The organism is Mycobacterium sp. MOTT36Y (assembly GCF_000262165.1).
Lineage (GTDB): Bacteria > Actinomycetota > Actinomycetes > Mycobacteriales > Mycobacteriaceae > Mycobacterium > Mycobacterium intracellulare.
Genome location: NC_017904.1, coordinates 2,317,789 through 2,336,692 on the forward strand (window position 1 = coordinate 2,317,789; position 18,904 = coordinate 2,336,692).

The 18,904-nt window shown below is 70.0% G+C and carries 20 protein-coding genes; 14 read left to right on the forward strand and 6 right to left on the reverse strand.

Translation table 11 applies throughout. From position 1 onward, the window contains the following. The first annotated feature begins 133 nt into the window (after nucleotides 1–133). The 5 genes from W7S_RS10715 (at nucleotide 134) to W7S_RS10735 (ending at nucleotide 3,519) form a co-directional block, all read left to right on the forward strand. Complete coding sequence (locus W7S_RS10715; RefSeq protein ID WP_009953492.1) at nucleotides 134–523, forward strand: hypothetical protein; 390 nt, start codon at nucleotides 134–136, stop codon at nucleotides 521–523. Nucleotides 524–639: 116 nt separating this feature from the next. Then, the gene (locus W7S_RS10720; protein ID WP_009953491.1) at nucleotides 640–1,077 is read left to right on the forward strand and encodes an SRPBCC family protein; all 438 of its coding nucleotides are present in this window, start codon (nucleotides 640–642) and stop codon (nucleotides 1,075–1,077) included. Beyond that, nucleotides 1,070–2,329, forward strand: coding sequence for an ArsA family ATPase (locus W7S_RS10725; RefSeq protein WP_193375027.1), 1,260 nt, complete (start codon nucleotides 1,070–1,072; stop codon nucleotides 2,327–2,329). Before W7S_RS10720 ends, W7S_RS10725 begins: the two co-directional genes overlap by 8 nt. Next, entirely contained in the window at nucleotides 2,326–2,709 is a 384-nt protein-coding gene (locus W7S_RS10730) for a hypothetical protein (protein ID WP_014384562.1), read from the forward strand. Before W7S_RS10725 ends, W7S_RS10730 begins: the two co-directional genes overlap by 4 nt. An 87-nt stretch (nucleotides 2,710–2,796) precedes the next feature. Further along, the gene (locus W7S_RS10735; RefSeq protein ID WP_008256099.1) at nucleotides 2,797–3,519 is read left to right on the forward strand and encodes a 1-acyl-sn-glycerol-3-phosphate acyltransferase; all 723 of its coding nucleotides are present in this window, start codon (nucleotides 2,797–2,799) and stop codon (nucleotides 3,517–3,519) included. Here the strand turns inward: W7S_RS10735 and W7S_RS10740 are convergent. Further along, nucleotides 3,516–4,808, reverse strand: coding sequence for a glycosyltransferase 87 family protein (locus W7S_RS10740; RefSeq protein ID WP_193375019.1), 1,293 nt, complete (start codon nucleotides 4,806–4,808; stop codon nucleotides 3,516–3,518). The genes W7S_RS10735 and W7S_RS10740 overlap by 4 nt on opposite strands. Before the next feature lie 117 nt (nucleotides 4,809–4,925). Between W7S_RS10740 and W7S_RS10745 the strand changes: the two genes are divergently transcribed. The 3 genes from W7S_RS10745 to W7S_RS10755 all read left to right on the forward strand — a co-directional run bounded on the left by W7S_RS10745 (nucleotide 4,926) and on the right by W7S_RS10755 (nucleotide 7,753). Beyond that, a complete protein-coding gene (locus W7S_RS10745; protein ID WP_172417573.1) occupies nucleotides 4,926–5,786 on the forward strand; it encodes a hypothetical protein in 861 nt (286 codons plus the stop codon). Between the two features lie 9 nt (nucleotides 5,787–5,795). Beyond that, complete coding sequence (locus tag W7S_RS10750) at nucleotides 5,796–6,290, forward strand: polyadenylate-specific 3'-exoribonuclease AS (RefSeq protein WP_008256110.1); 495 nt, start codon at nucleotides 5,796–5,798, stop codon at nucleotides 6,288–6,290. A gap of 74 nt (nucleotides 6,291–6,364) precedes the next feature. Beyond that, nucleotides 6,365–7,753, forward strand: coding sequence for a class II 3-deoxy-7-phosphoheptulonate synthase (locus W7S_RS10755; RefSeq protein ID WP_008256111.1), 1,389 nt, complete (start codon nucleotides 6,365–6,367; stop codon nucleotides 7,751–7,753). A gap of 6 nt (nucleotides 7,754–7,759) precedes the next feature. On the opposite strand, the gene W7S_RS10760 is transcribed toward W7S_RS10755, so the two are convergent. Further along, nucleotides 7,760–9,049, reverse strand: coding sequence for a protein kinase (locus W7S_RS10760; protein WP_008256112.1), 1,290 nt, complete (start codon nucleotides 9,047–9,049; stop codon nucleotides 7,760–7,762). Between the two features lie 80 nt (nucleotides 9,050–9,129). Between W7S_RS10760 and W7S_RS10765 the strand changes: the two genes are divergently transcribed. After that, nucleotides 9,130–9,534: an Rv2175c family DNA-binding protein gene (locus W7S_RS10765; RefSeq protein ID WP_008256113.1), complete on the forward strand. Its 405-nt coding sequence runs from the start codon at nucleotides 9,130–9,132 to the stop codon at nucleotides 9,532–9,534. Here W7S_RS10765 and W7S_RS10770 read toward each other — a convergent pair. Together W7S_RS10770 and idsA2 are read right to left on the reverse strand one after the other, a co-directional pair. Continuing rightward, nucleotides 9,528–11,075, reverse strand: a complete 1,548-nt coding sequence (locus tag W7S_RS10770) for an alpha-(1->6)-mannopyranosyltransferase A (protein ID WP_014711457.1) — start codon at nucleotides 11,073–11,075, stop codon at nucleotides 9,528–9,530. The two genes, W7S_RS10765 and W7S_RS10770, sit on opposite strands and share 7 nt — an antisense overlap. A 4-nt stretch (nucleotides 11,076–11,079) precedes the next feature. Further along, on the reverse strand, nucleotides 11,080–12,129 hold the full coding sequence (gene idsA2, locus W7S_RS10775; RefSeq protein WP_014711458.1) for a bifunctional (2E,6E)-farnesyl/geranyl diphosphate synthase: 1,050 nt from the start codon (nucleotides 12,127–12,129) through the stop codon (nucleotides 11,080–11,082). 261 nt (nucleotides 12,130–12,390) lie between these two features. Here idsA2 and W7S_RS10780 point away from each other — a divergent pair, with 261 nt between their 5' ends. Continuing rightward, nucleotides 12,391–13,287: a mycobacterial-type methylenetetrahydrofolate reductase gene (locus W7S_RS10780; protein WP_014711459.1), complete on the forward strand. Its 897-nt coding sequence runs from the start codon at nucleotides 12,391–12,393 to the stop codon at nucleotides 13,285–13,287. 10 nt (nucleotides 13,288–13,297) lie between these two features. Here W7S_RS10780 and W7S_RS10785 read toward each other — a convergent pair whose 3' ends face one another. Beyond that, on the reverse strand, nucleotides 13,298–13,948 hold the full coding sequence (locus W7S_RS10785; RefSeq protein WP_009953480.1) for a DUF3153 domain-containing protein: 651 nt from the start codon (nucleotides 13,946–13,948) through the stop codon (nucleotides 13,298–13,300). A gap of 166 nt (nucleotides 13,949–14,114) precedes the next feature. Next, complete coding sequence (locus tag W7S_RS10790) at nucleotides 14,115–14,723, reverse strand: N-acetyltransferase (RefSeq protein ID WP_014711460.1); 609 nt, start codon at nucleotides 14,721–14,723, stop codon at nucleotides 14,115–14,117. Between the two features lie 326 nt (nucleotides 14,724–15,049). Here W7S_RS10790 and W7S_RS10795 point away from each other — a divergent pair, with 326 nt between their 5' ends. The 4 genes from W7S_RS10795 (at nucleotide 15,050) to W7S_RS10810 (ending at nucleotide 18,837) form a co-directional block, all read left to right on the forward strand. After that, a complete protein-coding gene (locus W7S_RS10795) occupies nucleotides 15,050–15,454 on the forward strand; it encodes a DUF3040 domain-containing protein (protein ID WP_008256119.1) in 405 nt (134 codons plus the stop codon). A 440-nt stretch (nucleotides 15,455–15,894) separates the two neighbouring features. Beyond that, nucleotides 15,895–16,326, forward strand: coding sequence for a division/cell wall cluster transcriptional repressor MraZ (gene mraZ, locus W7S_RS10800; RefSeq protein WP_008256120.1), 432 nt, complete (start codon nucleotides 15,895–15,897; stop codon nucleotides 16,324–16,326). Beyond that, entirely contained in the window at nucleotides 16,301–17,587 is a 1,287-nt protein-coding gene (gene rsmH, locus W7S_RS10805; protein WP_136244429.1) for a 16S rRNA (cytosine(1402)-N(4))-methyltransferase RsmH, read from the forward strand. The genes mraZ and rsmH overlap by 26 nt, the downstream gene beginning before the upstream one ends. Continuing rightward, nucleotides 17,587–18,837: a hypothetical protein gene (locus tag W7S_RS10810; RefSeq protein WP_014711462.1), complete on the forward strand. Its 1,251-nt coding sequence runs from the start codon at nucleotides 17,587–17,589 to the stop codon at nucleotides 18,835–18,837. Before rsmH ends, W7S_RS10810 begins: the two co-directional genes overlap by 1 nt. Nucleotides 18,838–18,904: the final 67 nt, after the last annotated feature.

The window sequence follows — 18,904 nt, forward strand, 5'->3', positions numbered from 1 at the left end:
TTGACCTCGTGACGTTTCCCGGCAGCCCGGGTTGCTGTCGACCAGCCTAATCCGAGCATCGAGCCTGCACGGCCACAGTCCGTGCGGCCGGGACCCCGACGCCCGCCGCACGCGGGTGTGTGAAGCTGTGGGCATGAACAGCATCCAGATCGCGGATGAGACGTTTGTCGCCGCCGACGGCGCACGGGTGGGCGCCGCGGTCGCAGATCGGGCGAGTTGGCGCCGCTGGTGGCCGGACCTGCGGCTGCAGGTCGTCGAGGATCGCGCCGACAAGGGCATCCGGTGGTCGGTCACCGGCGCGTTGACGGGGACCATGGAGGTCTGGCTGGAACCGTCGCTGGACGGGGTGGTGCTGCACTACTTCCTGCACGCCGAGCCCACCGGCGTGGCGGCCTGGCAGCTGGCCAAGCTGAATCTGGCGAAAATGACACACCGCCGCCGAGTGGCGGGCAAGAAAATGGCCTTCGAGGTCAAGACGACACTGGAACGGTCACGTCCGGTCGGAGTTTCTCCGGTAGTTTAGCCGGGTCGGGTCCGCGCGGAGAGTACCGTTTCGGACCGAGACCCACGGGGGTCCCCGCACGGCCGGTTCGGAGCAGCCGGGACCCATCCGCTCGCGGGAGAGAGGGCAGCAACCAGGTGGCGGAGAAGACGACGCAAACCATCTACATCGACGCCGACCCGGGCACCGTGATGCGGGTGATCGCGGACATCGATTCCTACCCGCAGTGGATCTCGGAGTACAAGGAAGCCGAGGTTCAGGAGAAGGACGCCGACGGCTACCCGAAGGTGGCGCGGATCGTCATGGACGCCACCGTCCTCAAGGACACCATGGTCATGTCCTACCAATGGCCCAAGGATCGCCAATCGGTGAGCTGGACGCTGGTCTCGAGCTCGCTGCTGCGTTCCCTCGAGGGCTCATATCGGTTGGCGCCCAAGGGATCTGGCACCGAGGTCACCTACGAACTCTCCGTCGACCTGGCCATGCCGATGATCGGCCTGCTCAAGCGCAAGGCCGAGCGTCGTCTGACCGACACAGCGTTGAAGGATCTGAAGAAACGAGTCGAGGCTGAGTGAGACGGCTGCGCCCGCCCCGGCCCGGATCAGTCTCTTCGTTGGGAAAGGCGGGGTAGGGAAATCCACCCTGGCTTGCGCCACCGCGGTCAGTTCCGCGAGCGCGGGACAGCGGGTGCTGGTGGTGTCCACCGACCAGGCGCACTCGCTGGGTGATGTGCTGGGCACCCCCGTCCCGCCCAGCCAAGACGAACTGGTGCGGGTGCTCGCCGATGACGCGGAGGCCGGCGGCGGATTTCTCGATGCGCTGGCCTTGGACACCCTTGCCCTGCTCGAGGTCCGTTGGCGTGAGGCCGTCGCCACGTTGGACCGGCGGTTCCCCGACTCCGAATTGAGCACCATTGCGCCCGAAGAGCTTTCGGCGTTACCCGGCGTCCAGGAGGTGCTCGGCCTCTACGCCGTCGGTGAGCTGGCCGGCTCGGGACGATGGGACCGCGTGGTGGTCGATTGCGCGTCGACCGCGGACGCGTTGCGGATGTTGACGTTGCCCGCCACCTTCGGGCTGTACGTCGAGCGGGCGTGGCCGCGGCATCGCCGGCTATCCGTCACCGCCGACGACGGCCGCTCGGCGGCGGTGGTCGAGCTGCTCGAGCGCATCAGCGCGAGCGTGGAGACGCTCGGCGCGCTGCTCACCGACGGCGAGCTGGTCAGTGCGCACCTGGTGTTGACCCCCGAGCGGGTGGTCGCCGCGGAGGCGGCCCGCACACTGGGGTCGCTGGCCTTGATGGGCGTGCGCGTCGAAGAGCTGATCGTGAATCAGGTTCTGCCGCAAGACGACTCATACGAGTACCGCAACCTGCCCGAGCACCCGGCCTTCTACTGGTACACCGAACGCATCGCCGAGCAGCGCAGTGTGCTCGACGAGCTCGACGCCACCATCGGTGAGGTGGCCCTCGTGATGACCCCACACCTGTCCGGCGAGCCGATCGGCGCCAAGGCGCTGGGCGCGCTGCTCGACGCCGCCCGCCGCCGGGGAGGCACCGCGCCGCCGGGCCCGTTGCGGCCCGTCGTCGACCTCGAATCCGGGACGGGACTTGGGTCCGTCTACCGGATGCGGCTAGCGTTGCCGCAACTCGATGCGTCGGCGCTGACCCTCGGGCGGGTCGATGACGACCTCATCATCAGCGCCGGCGGATTGCGGCGCAGGGTGAGGCTGGCGTCGGTGCTTCGGCGCTGCATCGTGCTGGACGCGCGCCTGCGGGGTAGTGAGCTGACAGTGCGTTTTCGACCAGATCCGGAGGTGTGGCCTAAGTGAGTGGGGCTCATCCCGAAATCGGTCCGGAGCTACGCAGGCTCGCCCAGACGATCCTGGACGGCATCGACCCCGCGGTGCGCGCGGCCGCGGCGCTGACGGCCGGCGCCGGACCGGGAACCGGCAAGTGCCAGCAGGTGTGGTGCCCGGTGTGCGCCCTGGCCGCGCTGGCGACCGGCGACCAGCACCCCTTGCTCACCGCGATCGCCGACCACAGCATCGCCCTGCTTCAGGTGATCCGCGACATCGTCGACGACATCGACCGGGCGTCGCGCCCGACGCCGGAACCGCCGCCCGACGGTCCGCCCGGCGGCGCGGCCGACAGCGGCGACGCCGAAGCGCGGACGCGTTATCAGCCCATCCCCGTCACGCTGGACGAGTGAGGGCGCTGCGTCGCAGGTGGTCCCTTCCCGTGGGGATAGGTACAGTTGGCGCAGTACATCAGCGGGGTGTAGCCGAGAGGGAGGGCCATGTGGTACTGGCTATTCAAGTACGTGCTCCTCGGCCCGTTGCTGTCACTGCTGGGGCGGCCGAAAGTTGAAGGCCTAGAACACGTTCCGAGCTCCGGGCCGGCGATACTGGCAAGCAATCACCTGGCCGTGATGGACAGCTTCTATCTTCCGCTGGTGGTGCGGCGCCGAATCACCTTCCTGGCCAAGTCGGAATATTTCACCGGCACCGGTTTGAAGGGGTGGTTCCAGCGGTGGTTCTTCACCGCCGTCGGGCAGGTGCCGATCGACCGGACCGACGCCGACAGCGCCCGGGCCGCGCTGACCACCGCGCAACAGGTGCTGGGTGAGGGCAAGCTGCTGGGCATGTATCCCGAAGGCACGCGGTCCCCGGACGGCCGGCTCTACAAGGGCAAGACGGGGCTGGCGCGGCTGGCGCTGCAGACCGGGGTCCCGGTGATCCCGGTCGCGATGATCGGCACCAACGTCGTCAACCCGCCCGGGACCAACATGTTGCGGTTCGGCCGGGTCACGGTTCGCTTCGGCAAGCCGATGGACTTCTCGCGCTTCGACGGGCTGGCCGGCAACCGCTTCATCGAGCGGGCCGTCACCGACGAGGTGATCTACGAGCTGATGGGGCTGTCCGGGCAGGAATACGTCGACATCTACGCGGCCAGCCTGAAAAAGGGCGGTGACGCGGCCGACGGTGAGGCCGCGCGGATTCCCGAGACCGCGGCCGGTTAACCGACGGCGGTAGCCGGCGCCAGCGGCTCCGGCGCGGCCTCCCGCGAAACGCCGCGGGCGGTCACGGTGACGCCGGCCGCGACGATGACCGCCAGCGCCCACCACACGTACGACATCCCGGCGAGTTGGCGCCACCACACCGCGCTCGCCTCGTGATGCTTGGGCAGCAGGTCGATCGGCGTCCACCTCATCAGCGCCACCCCCACGGCGCTGACGACCATCAGCAGTGCGTTGCGGCGCCGCCAGCCCAAGACGGCCGTCACCAGCACCGCGGGCAGCACCCACACCCAGTGGTGCGACCACGACACCGGCGAGACCACCAGCCCGAACAAGGCGACGCAGACCAGCGCGAGCGTGGGCTCGCCGGCGCGCAGCACCCGGCGCATCGCCCACACCGTCGCCGCCAGCACGAGCAGGGACGCCGCCACCCACAGCAGGAAGCGCTCCTGCTGTCCCAGCCCCAGCCGGGCCAGGGCGCCGGCGATGTTCTGGTCGGTGTTCAACGACGCCGAACCGATCCGGTCGGTGTGATGCACGGTGTGCGTCCAGTACTCCCAGGAGTCGTTCCAGGCCAGCACGAAACCCAGCAGCGTCGCCCCAGCGAACGAGGCCAGCGCGGTCAACGCCGCACGGTGATCGCGGCGCAGCAGGAAATAGAGCAGGAAAACCGCCGGCGTCAGCTTCAGCGCCATGCCCACCCCCAGCAGCAGCCCGCGCGGCCACGGCGTGCGGCGCGGCACGCAGTCAGCGATCACCAGCGTCATCAGCACCACGTTGATCTGGCCGAAGGCGAAGTTCGAGCTGATGGGTTCCAGCCAGACCGTCGCGGCCGCGGCGGCGACGACGGCCAGCCACCACCGGCGCAGCCAGGCCGGGCCGGGCAGCACGGCCGACGCGCTCCAGACGTCGAGCCGGGTCAGCACGATCACGGTCGAGGAGACCAGCAAAACCAGCGTCAGGGCGGTGATCGCGACACTGGCGGCCGGCATGTGCATCCAGGCGAACGGGCAGAACACGATGGCGGCCAGCGGCGGATAGGTGAACGGCAGATCGACGATCGGCGTGTGGAACAACACGTCGCCGCGGTACAGCGGGCGGCCGTCCATCCAGGCCCGGGCGCCCATCTGATAGACGTCGATGTCGATGCGATACGGGATGTGCCCGAACAGCTGCCACGCCGCGTAACCCAGCCCCGCCGCGGCCGCCAGCCAAGCCGCGCCCCACACCAGCGCCCGCCCGGGGGCACGCTTACCTGAGAAGCCCGCCCCGGGCGCCTGCCGTGTACTCATGTCGCACAACAGCGTAATGGGTGCCCGCGCCCGGACACCCCTGGTGCAGCGCGGCTCCCACGGCCGCGGCGCGGGGAGGCGTAGGTTTCAAGGGTGCTCCACTCGTTCGTGGACGAGATGTCCCGATGGTTCGAACATGACATTCACGACCGGGGCCACCTGCCACTGTTGTGCTGCCTGGTGGCCTTCATCCTGACGTTTTTCGTCACGCGGACGTTCGTGCGGTTGATCCGGCACCGCGTCGAAAACGGCCGGCCCACCAAGTGGTGGCACCCGCGCAACGTCCACGTCGGGGGAGTGCACATCCACCACGTCACGTTCGGGGTGGTCCTCACGTTGCTCTCCGGGCTGACGCTGGTGACCCTGTCGATCGACGGGCACGAGCCCCAGTTCATGATGGCCGCCACGTTTTTCGGGATCGGGGCCGCCCTGGTCCTCGACGAGTACGCGTTGATCCTGCACCTGTCCGACGTCTACTGGTCCGAGGACGGCCGCACCTCGGTCGATGCGGTCTTTGCCGCGGTCGCGGTGGCCGGGCTGCTGATGATGGGCCTGCACCCGCTGATGTTCTTCCTGCCGATCTGGCACGACGCCAACTCGTGGGCGCTGCGCGCCGTGGTGGGGGGCGCCATGGCGTTGACGCTGCCGCTGGCCGTCGTGGTGGTGCTCAAGGGCAAGGTCTGGACCGGCCTGCTGGGCATGTTCCTGGTCATCTTGCTGGTGATCGGGGCGGTCCGGCTGTCGCGCCCGCACGCGCCCTGGGCCCGCTGGCGGTACGCCACGCAGCCGGACAAGATGCGCCGCGCGCTGCAGCGCGAACGGCGGCTGCGCCGCCCGGTGGTGCGGGCCAAGCTCTACCTGCAGTGCGCCATCGCGGGCACGCCGCGGTTTCCGGATCAACGTGCGGTGGACGCCAGGTTGGACGACGAGGTTCATCCCGCCCCGGCGCCCACCGGTCCGATCCTGATCAGCAGATAATCTCCCTTCGTGCGGTACTTCTACGACACCGAATTCATCGAGGACGGCCGCACCATCGAGCTCATCTCGATCGGGGTGGCCGCCGAGGACGGCCGCGAGTACTACGCGGTGTCCACGGAATTCGATCCCGAGCGCGCCGGCCCGTGGGTGCGCGCCAACGTGCTGCCCAAGCTGCCGCCCCCGGCGTCGCAGGTGTGGCGCTCACGCAGGCGGATCCGCGAGGACCTGGAGGAGTTCTTCGGCGTCAATTCCGGGCGGGCGGCCGCTGAGCCGATCGAACTGTGGGCGTGGGTGGCGGCCTACGACCACGTCGCCCTGTGCCAGTTGTGGGGCCCGATGCCGGACCTGCCGCGGGCCATCCCGCGTTTCACCCGCGAGCTGCGGCAACTCTGGGAAGACCGGGGCAGCCCCCGGATGCCCCCGCGGTCGCCCGATGCCCACGACGCGTTGGTCGACGCCCGCGATCAGCTCCGCCGCTTCCGGTTGATCACGGCGGGAGACTAAGACGGCCGCGCTCGACGGCGTTCACGCTGATCAACCCTGACCGGGGGCGTCCGCGACCCGGTTACGATGGACCGATGAACTGGACCGTCGACATCCCGATCGACCAGCTGCCGCCGCTGCCGCCGCTGCCGACCGATCTGCGGGCGCGATTGGACGCCGCGCTGGCCAAGCCGGCCGCCCAGCAACCCAGCTGGCCCGCCGATCAGGCGTCGGCGATGCGCACGGTCCTCGAGAGCGTGCCGCCGGTCACGGTGCCGATGGAGATCGTGCGGCTACAGGAGCAGCTCGCCCAGGTGGCCAGGGGTGAGGCGTTCCTGCTGCAGGGCGGTGACTGCGCGGAGACGTTCACCGAGAACACCGAACCCCACATCCGCGGCAACGTGCGCACCCTGCTGCAGATGGCGGTGGTGCTGACCTACGGCTCGAGCATGCCGGTGGTCAAGGTGGCCCGCATCGCGGGGCAGTACGCCAAACCGCGATCGGCCGACATCGACGCGCTGGGGTTGAAGTCCTACCGCGGCGACATGATCAACGGCTTCGCCCCGGACGCCGCGGTGCGCGAGCATGATCCGTCGCGATTGGTGCGCGCCTACGCCAATGCCAGCGCGGCGATGAATCTGGTTCGTGCGCTGACGTCGTCGGGGTTGGCGTCGCTGCATCTGGTCCACGACTGGAACCGCGAGTTCGTCCGGACCTCGCCGGCGGGCGCCCGCTACACGGCGCTGGCCACCGAGATCGATCGCGGCCTGCGCTTCATGAGCGCGTGCGGGGTGGCCGACCGCAACCTGCAGACCGCCGAAATCTACGCCAGCCACGAGGCTTTGGTGCTCGACTACGAGCGGTCGATGCTGCGGCTGTCCGAGAACGACAGCGGCGAGCCCCAGCTGTACGACCTGTCGGCGCACACCGTGTGGATCGGCGAGCGGACCCGCCAGCTCGACGGGGCGCACATCGCCTTCGCGGAGGTGATCGCCAACCCGATCGGCGTCAAGATCGGCCCGACGATCACCCCGGAGTTGGCCGTCGAATACGTCGAGCGGCTCGACCCGCACAACAAGCCCGGCCGGCTGACACTGGTGAGCAGGATGGGCAACAACAAGGTGCGCGATCTGCTGCCCCCGATCGTGGAGAAGGTCCAGGCCACCGGTCACCAGGTGATCTGGCAGTGCGACCCGATGCACGGCAACACCCACGAGTCGTCCAACGGGTACAAGACCCGCCACTTCGACCGCATCGTCGACGAGGTGCAGGGCTTCTTCGAGGTGCACCGCGCGCTGGGCACCCATCCCGGCGGCATCCACGTCGAGATCACCGGGGAGAACGTCACCGAGTGTCTTGGTGGGGCGCAAGACATTTCGGACACCGACCTGGTCGGCCGCTACGAGACCGCGTGCGACCCACGGCTGAACACCCAACAGTCGCTGGAGTTGGCCTTCCTGGTCGCCGAGATGCTGCGCGACTGAGCGCGCCTACAGCAGCCCGTTGAGGTTGCTTCCGACGGTCCACGCCGCGGTCGCCACCAGGCCGGTCAACGCCAGCACCAGCGCCACCCACACCAGCACCATGCGCCGATTGTGCTGGCGGGTCCACACGAATTCGCTGATCGGGATGCCCGCGAATTCGCCTGCGACAGGCTCATATTCGTAGTCATCGTCGTCCTCGTCGGGTTCGTCGACGGCCGCGGCCGGGCGCTGCGGGCGCGGCCAATCCTCGGGGCCCCGGGTCAGTTGGCGGGTGGGCTGGCGCACCGGGGCGGGCCCGGGCTGCTGCGCGGTGGCCGGGCGCTGGCCCATCCGGCTGTGCTGCAGCGCGGCCGAGCGGTGCTGCGCGGAGTTGCGTGGCGCCGGCACGGAGAAGTCCGGCAGCGCAAGCTCATCGGCGATCGCGTCGAGATCGGCACCCATCTCGGTCGCGTCGGCGTACCGGTCGGCCGGGTCGCGGGCCGTCGCCCGCTGCACGAACTGGTCGAACTGCACGGGCACACCGTCGATGGACGCGCTGGGCGCCGGCACGTCGGTGTCCAGCCGCCGGTAAGCGATCGACAGCGCCGAGTCGCCGGTGAAGGGGGTGTGCCCGGTCAACAGCTCGTAGGCGAGGATGCCCGCGGAGTACACGTCGCTGCGCGGGCTCGCGTCGCCGTCGCGCACCTGCTCGGGCGACAGATACGCCGCGGTGCCCAAAATCACACTGGTAGAGGTGATTCCGGCGGCGGCGACGGCGCGGACCAACCCGAAGTCGGCGATCTTCACCTCGCCGTCGTCGGAGATCAACACGTTCTCCGGCTTGACGTCGCGATGCACCAGACCGGCGCGGTGCGCGGCGGCCAACCCGCCGAGCACCGGACGAAGCACCGCCGCCACGGCGTAGGGCGGCATGGGTCCGCGCTCGCCCAGCAGCTCGCGCAGGGTGCCGCCCTCGATGAGCTCCATCACCAGAAACGGGTGCCGAGCGTCGGAGCCCTGGTCGTAGACCGCGACCAGCCCGGGATCCTTCAGGCGTGCGACGGTGCGGGCCTCGCGCTGGAAGCGGGTGAGGAACTGCTCGTCGCCCGCGTAGCGAGAATCCATCACCTTCACGGCGACGGGACGGTCGAGCCGGGTGTCGAGACCGCGGTACACCGTCGAGGTGCCGCCGCTGGCGATCTTCGCCTGGATCAGGTAGCGGCCGTCCAGCAACGCGTTGTCCAACGGGTCCGCCGTCCCGGCCTCCGCCGGCGGACGATGCGGACCGGCCCGGCCGGGCGGATGAGCTTGGGCCACGGGGCCATCGTAGGTGCGGCGCCATGATTGGGCGGAAGAACACGGGCTCACGGCGCGTATCAAGGCTTACACTTGCGCGGATGAGCAGTATTCCTGCCGGCGACGATGTGCTAGATCCCGACGAGCCGATCTACGACCTCCCGCGGGTCGCCGAATTGCTTAAAATCCCGGTAACCAAGGTCCACCAACAGCTCCGCGATGGCCATCTGGTCGCGGTCCGGCGCGGCGAGGGCGTGGTGGTGCCGCAGGTGTTCTTCACCCAGTCCGGTGAGGTGGTCAAGAGCCTGCCGGGATTGTTGACGATCCTGCACGACGGTGGCTACCACGACACCGAGATCGTGCGCTGGTTGTTCACCCCCGACCCGTCGCTGACGGTGACCCGCGACGGCACCAAAGACGCCATCAGCAATGCCCGCCCCGTCGACGCGCTGCATGCCCACCAGGCCCGCGAAGTCGTGCGCCGGGCGCAGGCGATGGCCTACTGAGCCGGTGCGGCGACCTCGGCCGGGCCGGTCCGAGGGCGGGGTGCCCGGTACAGGGTGTACCAGGCGATCAGCGCGACGGCGGTGGCCAGCGAGAAGTGCAGCCACGAGTACATCCCATGCGAGCCATCGGGTTTGAAGATCACCATCACCCAGGTCGACGCGCCGCCGATGATCGCCACCGCCCGTCGTGACTGGGCCAGGGGAGCCACGATCGCCAGCGGCCACGAGTAGTACCAGGGCAACGCGGCCGGGACGAACAGCACCACGATCAGCATCGAGTACGCCATGCCGGTGAGCGCGGCCCGGTCATCACGCCGGAACCGCCACCACAACAGCGGCAGCGAGACCGCGATGATCGCGATGCCGACCAGCCGGGTGACCCGCAGGAGCGGATAGAAGCTCACCGGAAACAACCCGCTGCCGATCGCGTGGATCAGGTTGGCCGCCGCGGTCGGCACGGTCAGCCAGTTGATGATCTTCACCGAACCGGCCAGCGCGGTCAGCCATCCCAGCCCCACGCCGGCCACCGCGGACAGGATCGCGAACACCACCGCGAAGACCAGCAGCGACGCCGCCGCGGCCGCGAGAAGCGCTCGCGTGGAACGATATCCCCGCCGGTCGCGCAGGTCCCGCGCCCACACCCACACCAGGAAGGGCAGCGCGATGCCGGCGGTGGCTTTGACCGCGATGGCGACCGTGATCAGCGCGGTGCCCGCGACGTGGCGGCCGCCGAACGTCAGCGCGATGCCGGCGGCCATAAGGCCCACCATGAGCATCTCGTTGTGCACGCCGCCCATCAGATGGATGAGCACCAGCGGGTTGAGCACGCAGATCCACAGCGCCGTCGAGGGGTCGGCGCCCAGGTGCCGCGCCACTCGGGGCGTCGCCCAGATCAACAGCGCCAGACCGGGCAGCATGCACAGCCGCAGCAACATGGTGCCCGCCACCACGTTGTTGCCGACGAGGACGGTGATCAGCTTCGCCACCAGGATGAACGCCGGACCGTAGGGGGCGGTCGTGATCGACCAGATGGGACTGACGTTGTCCAACAAGATGTTTGGATTGGCGACCGGGCCGACGGCGTAGGGGTCCAAGCCGTCGCGCAGCAGTGCGCCCTGCGCCAGATACGAATAGGTGTCCCGGCTGAAGACGGGCACCGACACCAGCAGCGGCGCCAGCCAGAATCCCGTGGTGGCCTTCATGACGAACTCGGTCGCGTCGCCGGCCAGCACGCGGCGGCCCAGGCCCAGCCAGGCGATCAGCATGAGGCCGACGCCGGTCCACAGCACGATCGACGACAGCACCAGGCCGTGGCCAAAACGCAGCCAGGACATGTGAATCGACTCGAGCAGCGGGTCGTGCTGGCGGGTGCTGCCCGCGCCCAGCCCGCCCAGGGTGATCAGCACCGACCCCAGCAGGCCCAGTTTGGCCGGCCGCGATTCGTCGGCCGCCACGAACGCCCTCAGCTGGGAAAGCCGTTCGCCGCGAGGGGGTTTGGCTGCCGGCCCGTCGTCGGCCGGGGTGTCGGTCGGAGTCGTCATCGGCTCAGGCGGACCGGTTCGTGGCGATCTTGGCCAATTCGGACAGCCCGGCTTTGGCCGCCGTGTTGATGGGGGCGGCGGCCAGCGTCGCCAGCGCCCGCTGGGTCAGCGTGGCGATCCGTTGTTCGGCCGCGGCCAGGGCACCCACCGACTCGATGACGTCACGCAGCCGATCCACTTGCGCGTCGGTCAGCCGGGCGCCGATCGAGGTCCGTAACAGGTTGGCCGCCACCGGGTCTGACGTCTCCGCCAACTCCACCGCCTCGGCCAGCAGCACGGTGCGCTTGCCCGATCGCAGGTCGTCCCCGGACGGCTTGCCCGTCACCGCGGGGTCACCGAAGACGCCCAGGACGTCGTCGCGCAGCTGGAACGCCACCCCGAGGTCCGTGCCGAACTGGCTGAAGATGTCGTGGACGTCGGGTCGGTCGGCGGCGGCGGCCACGCCGAGCTGCAGCGGGCGCGACACGGTGTAGCAGGCGGTTTTGAAGGTGTCGACGTTCATCGCCGACGCGATCGAGGCGGCGGCGCTGGCCTCGGCGACGATGTCGAGGTACTGCCCGCCGAGCACCTCGGTGCGGATGTTGGCCCACACCCGGCGGATGCGGCGCTGGGCCTGCGGCGTCAGGTCGATACCGAAGACGATGTCGTCGGCCCAGGCCAGGGCGAGGTCACCGAGCAGGATGGCGGCCGACGCGCCGAACCGCTCGGGCGAGCCCTGCCAGCCCCGGTCGCGATGCAGGGTCGCGAACTGGACGTGGGTGGTCGGCCGTCCCCGCCGGGTGGAGGAGTCGTCGATCACGTCGTCGTGCACCAGCGCGCAGGCGTGCAGCAGCTCGAGCGCGGAAAACAGCAGCAGCACTTGCTCATCGGGTTCGTCGGTGGCCACGGCGCGCCACCCCCAGTAGGCGAACGCGGGGCGCAGCCGCTTCCCGCCGCCCAGCACGAAATCTTCGAGCGCGGCGATCAGGCCGTTGTAGTCGTCGCCGATGTAGGCGGTCTCGGCGCGCCGCTCGTCCAAATACCGCCGCAACTGTTCGGTGATGGCGCCGGTCAACTCGACGGTTGCCGCCGCTGCTGTGGCTTTGACGCTCAGCGCGGCGCCCCTTTCTGCTCGGCTGGCTGGGTGTTCCAGGCCCGACCAGTGTATTCGTCGCGCGGCCCGGGGTGGGTCCCGCGTGAGGTCGCCGGGTGCACCCAGTTGCTTCGACTGCCTCACTAACCCGCCCCTATGCTGGCGGGTGCGCTGGGGCTCGCGCGGATGCTGCGCGGCCAAGAGACGCCCCGGGCCCAAAGTCGTCGGACGGAGAGAAGCCGCGTGACCCTCAACACCATTGCGCTCGAACTGGTGCCACCAAACGCCGACGAAGGTCGGGAGCGGGCACTCGAAGAGGCGCACAAAGTGGTGCGGCATTCGGCCGAGGCCGGTCTGGACGGCCGGATCCGGCACGTGATGATCCCCGGGATCATCGCCGAGGACGACGACCGTCCCATTCAGATGAAGCCCAAGCTGGATGTGCTCGACTTCTGGTCGGTCGTCAAGCCGGAACTGACCGGGATCAGGGGCTTGTGCACGCAGGTCACCGCGTTCATGGACGAGCCGTCGCTGCGGGGCCGGCTGACCGAGTTGTCCTCGGCCGGAATGGAAGGCGTGGTGTTCGTCGGCGTGCCGCGCACCATGAACGACGGCGAGGGCTCCGGCGTCGCCCCGACCGACGCCCTGTCGATCTATCGCGAGCTGGTGACCAACCGCGGGGTGATCCTGATCCCCACCCGCGACGGCGAACAGGGCCGGTTCAACTTCAAGTGCGACCAGGGCGCCACCTACGGCATGACCCAGTTGCTGTATTCCGACGCGATCGTGGGGTTCCTGAGCGAGTTCGCCAGGCAAACCGATCACCGGCCCGAGATCCTGCTGTCCTTCGGCTTCGTGCCGAAGATGGAAAGCCGCGTCGGACTGATCAACTGGCTCATCCAGGACCCGGGCAACGCCGCGGTCGCCGCCGAGCAGGAATTCGTCCGCAAGCTCGCCGAATGCGAGCCCCCGCAGAAGCGTCAGCTGATGGTCGACCTCTACAAGCGCGTCATCGACGGGGTGGCCGACCTCGGTTTCCCGCTGAGCATCCACCTCGAGGCGACCTATGGGATCTCCGGTCCCGCGTTCCAGACCTTCGCGGAGATGCTCGCGTACTGGTCACCCGCCCAGCAGGGTTAGCGCCGCGAGGCTAGGTGGGCGGCGGCTGGTCGCGCGGCGCGGTGAGCCGCGGTGAGCGGTCCCGGCCGACCCACGCCAGCAGCCCCACCACGCCGGCGGCCGCGAAGGACGCGATGCCCAGCCACACCACGGCGCCGGTGAAGGAACGGGTGTTGGGGTCGGTGTAGCGGGCCTGGGCGGTCATGGTGCTCACCACGCCCGGCTTGAGCTTCCAGGACACCACGTCGGGCTCGACCCGGTCGCCGTTGGTGGAGGTGACCACCCCCGGAAAGGCGACCGTCAGCTCGACGTCCGCCTCCGAATCGGTCAGCGACGTCAGGTCCGCGCGGCCCTCCAGGATCACCAGGTTGCCGTTGCGGCGCAGCGACAGGTTGACGCCGGAGGCGTCGGAGTTCATGTTGGCCAGCTGCGGCAGCTCGGCGAACGTCAGATCGGAGAACACCGCCTGGGAGCCGACGTAGCCGTCGCTGTCGTAGTTCGACACCGCCACCTTCTGGCTGAACGGCAGGTTGTTGCTGTCGAGCTGGGGGCCGGTGTCCTTGGGGGTCTTGGGTTTCGCCGCGGCGACGATCTCCCCGGAGACCAGGTCGTCGGGGGAGACGGTGAGCGAGGCCCGGACCCGCAGGCATCCGGTGGCCAGCGGCACCAGCAGCAGCAACATCGCGATGGCCAGCAGACGGCGCCGTCGGGCCCGGGGGGCTTTCACGCCGCGGCCGCGGGCTGGGGGAGAGCTGGCGCGCACCAGGTCATCGTGCCAGATCCGATGTGCCACTCGAACAAGGCCACTCCGGAGCGCGGGCGCCCGATGCGCGCCCGATTCCGCGGTGTCACAGGGGTAGTTCGCGGCCCAGGATCGCAAACGCCCGCGGGTCGCCGGCGAAGTGGTAGCGGCGGATGACGTCGGTGAAGCCCAGCCGGCGGTACAACCGCCAGGCGCGGTTGGGCTCGCCGTTGGTTTCCGGCGTCGACAGCAGCACGTTCTTTTCCGCGCGTCCGGCGAGCAGCCGCCGAGCCAGCGCCTCGCCGAGGCCGCGGCCCTGGGCGCGGGGATGAATGTGCAGCTCGGTCAACTCGAAATAGCTGTTCATCAGCCGGGCGATCTCCTGGGGCGGCGAGCCGCCGCGCTGCATGCCCAGCACCACCTGCTGCTGCCACCATTGGCCGGGCGCCCCGGGATAGCCGTAGGCCACGCCGAGCAGCGGGGCGCTGGTCAGATCCTCCGCCGAGGGCATCGGCGCGCCCTCGTCATCGGGCCCCTCGGCTTCGACGACCCCGGCCCCTTGCCAGCCGCGGCGGCGGATGTGCTCGAGCCACATCGCGGCGCGCTGTTGCTCGGTGCCGCGCGGGTAGCGCATCGCATCGACGTACACCGTCAGGGCGTCGGTGAGGCGACGCTCCATATCGTGGGGGAGCAGATCGATGAGGAATATCCCCAACTCGCGGTGCCCTCCTCATCCGGTGATCGGTCTCGTTCGATGCTGCGGCGGTCTTACCCGGCTGCCAAGAATCATTATCGGACCCCCACGGGCCGGCGCGACGAGCGGTCGTGGCACCGAACCCACGGACCCCCACGGGTCGGGAAGCCGGTTGTAGCGCACGGGCGTTCCGGTCTGGCGGATTGCCGCGATCCGGCCGGGATAGAATCGGCGCGGAACCAGTGGTATGGGGCAGATTGACCTCGTATCATTCAATTAGTTGCCCGCGCAACGGGCATCGCGTGCTATCGATAGTCACGTGCCAAACTGTCGGCAAGGAGGGACGAATGCCACTCTCCGATCATGAGCAGCGAATGCTCGATCAGATCGAGAGCGCTCTCTACGCCGAAGACCCCAAATTCGCGTCAAGCGTCCGCGGCGGGGGCTTTCGCGCGCCCACGGCCCGCCGGCGCCTGCAGGGAGTGGCGCTGTTCGTCGTCGGCCTGGCGATGCTGGTGTCCGGGGTGGCGTTCAAGGCCACCTGGATCGGCGGCAGCGTCCCCATTCTCAGCATTTTCGGGTTCATCGTCATGTTCGGCGGCGTGGTGTTCGGCATCACCGGTCCCCGATTGTCAGGCAGGCCAGACCATTCCGGCTCCGCGCCCACCTCGCTGCGCCAGCGCCGCAACAAGGGCGGGGGCTCCTTCACCAGCCGCATGGAGGATCGGTTCCGCCGCCGCTTCGACGACTAAGCCCCGACCCACCCGCACGGGGTAGCCGCTGGCTGCCCCGTTTTGCATTTCTCCCACGTCCGTCCCACGCCTCGCGCCGCCCCGGCCATCATCGTCGCAGCTTCCGGCCGGCTGACTGACGCCGCGCAACCGTCGATACCGTTTTGCGCCCCAACCGAGGCCTAGCCGACGCGCGGGCCGGCGGTTAATCCCCACCGGGCCCCACTAGAGTTCCCCACTACGCCCCACCGGCGACATTTACCCTGCTAGCTGCGCTGCCGGCGCCGCCCTGAATCACGGTGCGAGGGCCGCCCGACACGCCTCTCGTAGCGCGTCGAGGGCCCCGTGACGACGGAGAACCCGGAAAACGCCACGGCGACATGCCATGAATGGGGCGAAGTGGGGGATTGTGGGGTATGGTGGCTGCAGTGTTTGGGTGACCTCGAACGGGAGGTGAGCTGGTGTTTCTTGGCACCTACACGCCCAAACTCGACGACAAGGGGCGGCTGACGTTGCCCGCCAAGTTCCGTGACGCGCTGGCAGGAGGGTTGATGGTCACCAAGAGCCAGGACCACAGCCTCGCCGTCTACCCGCGGGCGGAATTCGAGCAACTGGCCCGCCGGGCGAGCAAGGCGTCGCGAAGCAACCCTGACGCCAGGGCCTTCCTGCGTAACCTCGCCGCCGGCACCGACGAGCAGCACCCCGACGCCCAGGGCCGCATCACGTTGTCGGCCGACCACCGTCGTTACGCCAGCCTGTCCAAGGAGTGCGTGGTGATCGGCGCGGTCGACTACCTCGAAATCTGGGATGCGCAGGCCTGGCAGGACTACCAGCAGACCCACGAAGAGAACTTCTCCGCGGCCAGCGATGAAGCACTCGGCGACATCATCTGAGGCGCATGCCCGTGCAACGTGGCCTCTGCCCGAACCGACCCTGGCGTACTTCCCCAACGCCAGGTTCGTGCCTTCGGACAGGGACCTCGATGCAAGGGCGCCACACCTTTTCCGGCACGCTCGGGCCGTGCCGGGGCGCGCGGCCCACGGGTGGCGGCAGAACCGGGGAGGCGTTGCGGTGGCTGACAATTCAGGACGCGGTGATCGCAAGCGCGGCCGTGGTGATCGCAAGCGCGGCGCAGCCGGGCGCAGCGGGTCGCCGCCATCGGGATCAGGCGGGCACGTGCCCGTCCTGCTGGAGCGTTGCGTCGCGCTGCTCACGCCCGCATTGACCCGCCACCACCCGGACGGGACGGGGGCGACCCTCGTCGACGCGACCGTCGGCGCGGGAGGGCACGCCGAGCGGTTCCTGACCGAACTGCCCGGCCTGCGGCTGATCGGACTCGACCGCGACCCCACCGCCCTGGACATCACCCGATCGCGGTTGGCGCGATTCTCCGACCGGGTCACGCTGGTGCGCACCCGCTACGACAGCGTCGCCACGGCGCTGGCCGAATCCGGCTATGCCGCAACCGAATCGGTCGACGGGATGCTGTTCGACCTCGGTGTGTCGTCCATGCAGCTCGACCGCGCCGAACGCGGTTTCGCCTATGCCCAGGACGCGCCGCTGGACATGCGGATGGACCCCGACGCGCCGCTGACCGCGGCCGACATCCTCAACACCTACGACGAGGCCGAGCTGGCGAACATCCTGCACCGCTACGGCGAGGAGCGCTTCGCGCGGCGCATCGCCGCGCACATCGTGCGCCGGCGGGCCCGCCAGCCGTTCGCGTCGACCGCGGACCTGGTGGCCCTGCTCTACGAAGCGATTCCGGCCGCGGCCCGGCGCACCGGCGGGCACCCGGCCAAGCGCACCTTCCAGGCGCTGCGGGTCGCGGTCAACGACGAATTGGATTCGCTGCGTGCCGCGCTCCCGGCCGCCCTGGACGCGCTTGCCGTCGGCGGTCGCATCGTGGTGATGGCGTACCAATCGCTGGAAGACCGGATCGTCAAACGGTCGTTCGCCGAGGCGGCCGCGTCCCGCACCCCGGTGGACCTGCCGGTCGAACTCCCCGGTCACCAGCCGCGATTCCGGGCCCTGACGCAGGGTGCCGGACGGGCCGACGCCACCGAGATCGAACGCAACCCGCGTAGCGCCGCGGTGCGGCTGCGGGCCCTGCAGCGAATGGAATCACAGCAGGCAACCGGGAAAGGCGATTGATGAAAGCGGACCGCGAGACGTCGAAACGACGCGTCGGCAGCGACCGCCGGGGCGCCCGCGACGGTGCTGCCCGACGGGGCAGGCGTCCGGCGCCCGAACCCGGCGCGGCGCGGCGCGCCCGCGGCGCCAGGACCGCGGCGCCCGCCCGCGAATCCCGCGCGCCCAAGGCCGGTCCGCAGAGCAGCCCCGTCGCCCGGCCGGTCGAGCGGCCGGCGCGGCCGAAGAACGCCAGCCAGGCCAAGGCGCGCGCCAAGGCCCGCAAAGCCAAGGCGCCCAAGGTCGTTCGGCCCAAGCTCACCGAGCGTCTGGCCGCCCGGCTGGCGTCGATCGACCTGCGGCCGCGGACGCTTGCGAGCAAGGTTCCGTTCGTCGTGTTGGTCATCGGGGCGCTGGGCGTCGGGCTCGGGCTCACGCTGTGGTTGTCCACCGACTCCGCCGAACGCTCCTACAAGTTGAGCCACGCCCGCGAGCGGACCCGGCTGCTGCAGCAACAGAAGGAGGCCCTGGAGCGCGACGTGCGTGAGGCCGAAGCCGCCCCCGCGCTGGCGGAGGCCGCCCGCAAGCAGGGCATGATCCCCACCCGAGACACCGCGCACCTGGTCCAGGACCCGTCCGGGAACTGGGTGGTGGTGGGTACCCCCAAGCCCGCCGACGGTGTTCCGCCGCCGCCGCTGAACACCAAGCTCCCCGACGAAGTGCCGCAGCCCCCGAAGCCCGCGGCGCCCGCCGCGGAGGTCCCGATGCGGCTCGAGCCGGTCCCCGGCGCCCCCGCCCCGGCCAGGTCGGGACCCGAAGCGCTGCTGCGCGCACCCGACGGCGCCTCGACGGTAGGCGGTCAACACTTCCCGCCGGCAGTTCCGCCGGTGCCCGGCGCGCCTGGCGCCGCCGGTGCGCCCCCTGCCGGTACGCTGCCCGGCATGCCAGGCGGCCCCGTGACCGGTGCGCTCCCTGGCATGCCCGGTGGGCCGGTGACCGGCGCGCTGCCGACGCCGGGGCTGCCGATGCCGGCCAGACCCGCGACCCCCCCGGTGCCCGTCGAGGTCCCGATCCCGTTGGGCGGCCTGCCCATTCCGGCCCCTGGCCAGCTACCCGCGCCCCTGCCGCCGGAGGTTTCCGTCCCGGTGCCGCTGGGCCGCGCGCCCGGCCCCCAGCCGATCGCCCCCGCCGCTCCGGCGCCCGCCCCGATGCCGCAACCGGGTACCGGCGCCCTGCCCGGGCCCCCCGGCGCGGTGCCAGGTGCTCCCAGGTGAGCCGCGGCGACACCCCACGGGCACGCCGGTCGCAGGCCGCACGCCCGACACGCGGTCCCCGTAAGGA

Bases quoted from the DNA above. Each gene is read 5' to 3' on its own strand.
- W7S_RS10715 (WP_009953492.1), top strand. From the start codon at position 134: ATGAACAGCATCCAGATCGCGGATGAGACGTTTGTCGCCGCCGACGGC.
- W7S_RS10735 (WP_008256099.1), top strand. From the start codon at position 2,797: ATGTGGTACTGGCTATTCAAGTACGTGCTCCTCGGCCCGTTGCTGTCA.
- W7S_RS10740 (WP_193375019.1), bottom strand. From the start codon at position 4,808: ATGAGTACACGGCAGGCGCCCGGGGCGGGCTTCTCAGGTAAGCGTGCC.
- W7S_RS10745 (WP_172417573.1), top strand. From the start codon at position 4,926: ATGTCCCGATGGTTCGAACATGACATTCACGACCGGGGCCACCTGCCA.
- W7S_RS10755 (WP_008256111.1), top strand. From the start codon at position 6,365: ATGAACTGGACCGTCGACATCCCGATCGACCAGCTGCCGCCGCTGCCG.
- W7S_RS10765 (WP_008256113.1), top strand. From the start codon at position 9,130: ATGAGCAGTATTCCTGCCGGCGACGATGTGCTAGATCCCGACGAGCCG.
- W7S_RS10770 (WP_014711457.1), bottom strand. From the start codon at position 11,075: ATGACGACTCCGACCGACACCCCGGCCGACGACGGGCCGGCAGCCAAA.
- W7S_RS10785 (WP_009953480.1), bottom strand. From the start codon at position 13,948: ATGTTGCTGCTGCTGGTGCCGCTGGCCACCGGATGCCTGCGGGTCCGG.
- W7S_RS10795 (WP_008256119.1), top strand. From the start codon at position 15,050: ATGCCACTCTCCGATCATGAGCAGCGAATGCTCGATCAGATCGAGAGC.
- rsmH (WP_136244429.1), top strand. From the start codon at position 16,301: ATGAAGCACTCGGCGACATCATCTGAGGCGCATGCCCGTGCAACGTGG.
- W7S_RS10810 (WP_014711462.1), top strand. From the start codon at position 17,587: ATGAAAGCGGACCGCGAGACGTCGAAACGACGCGTCGGCAGCGACCGC.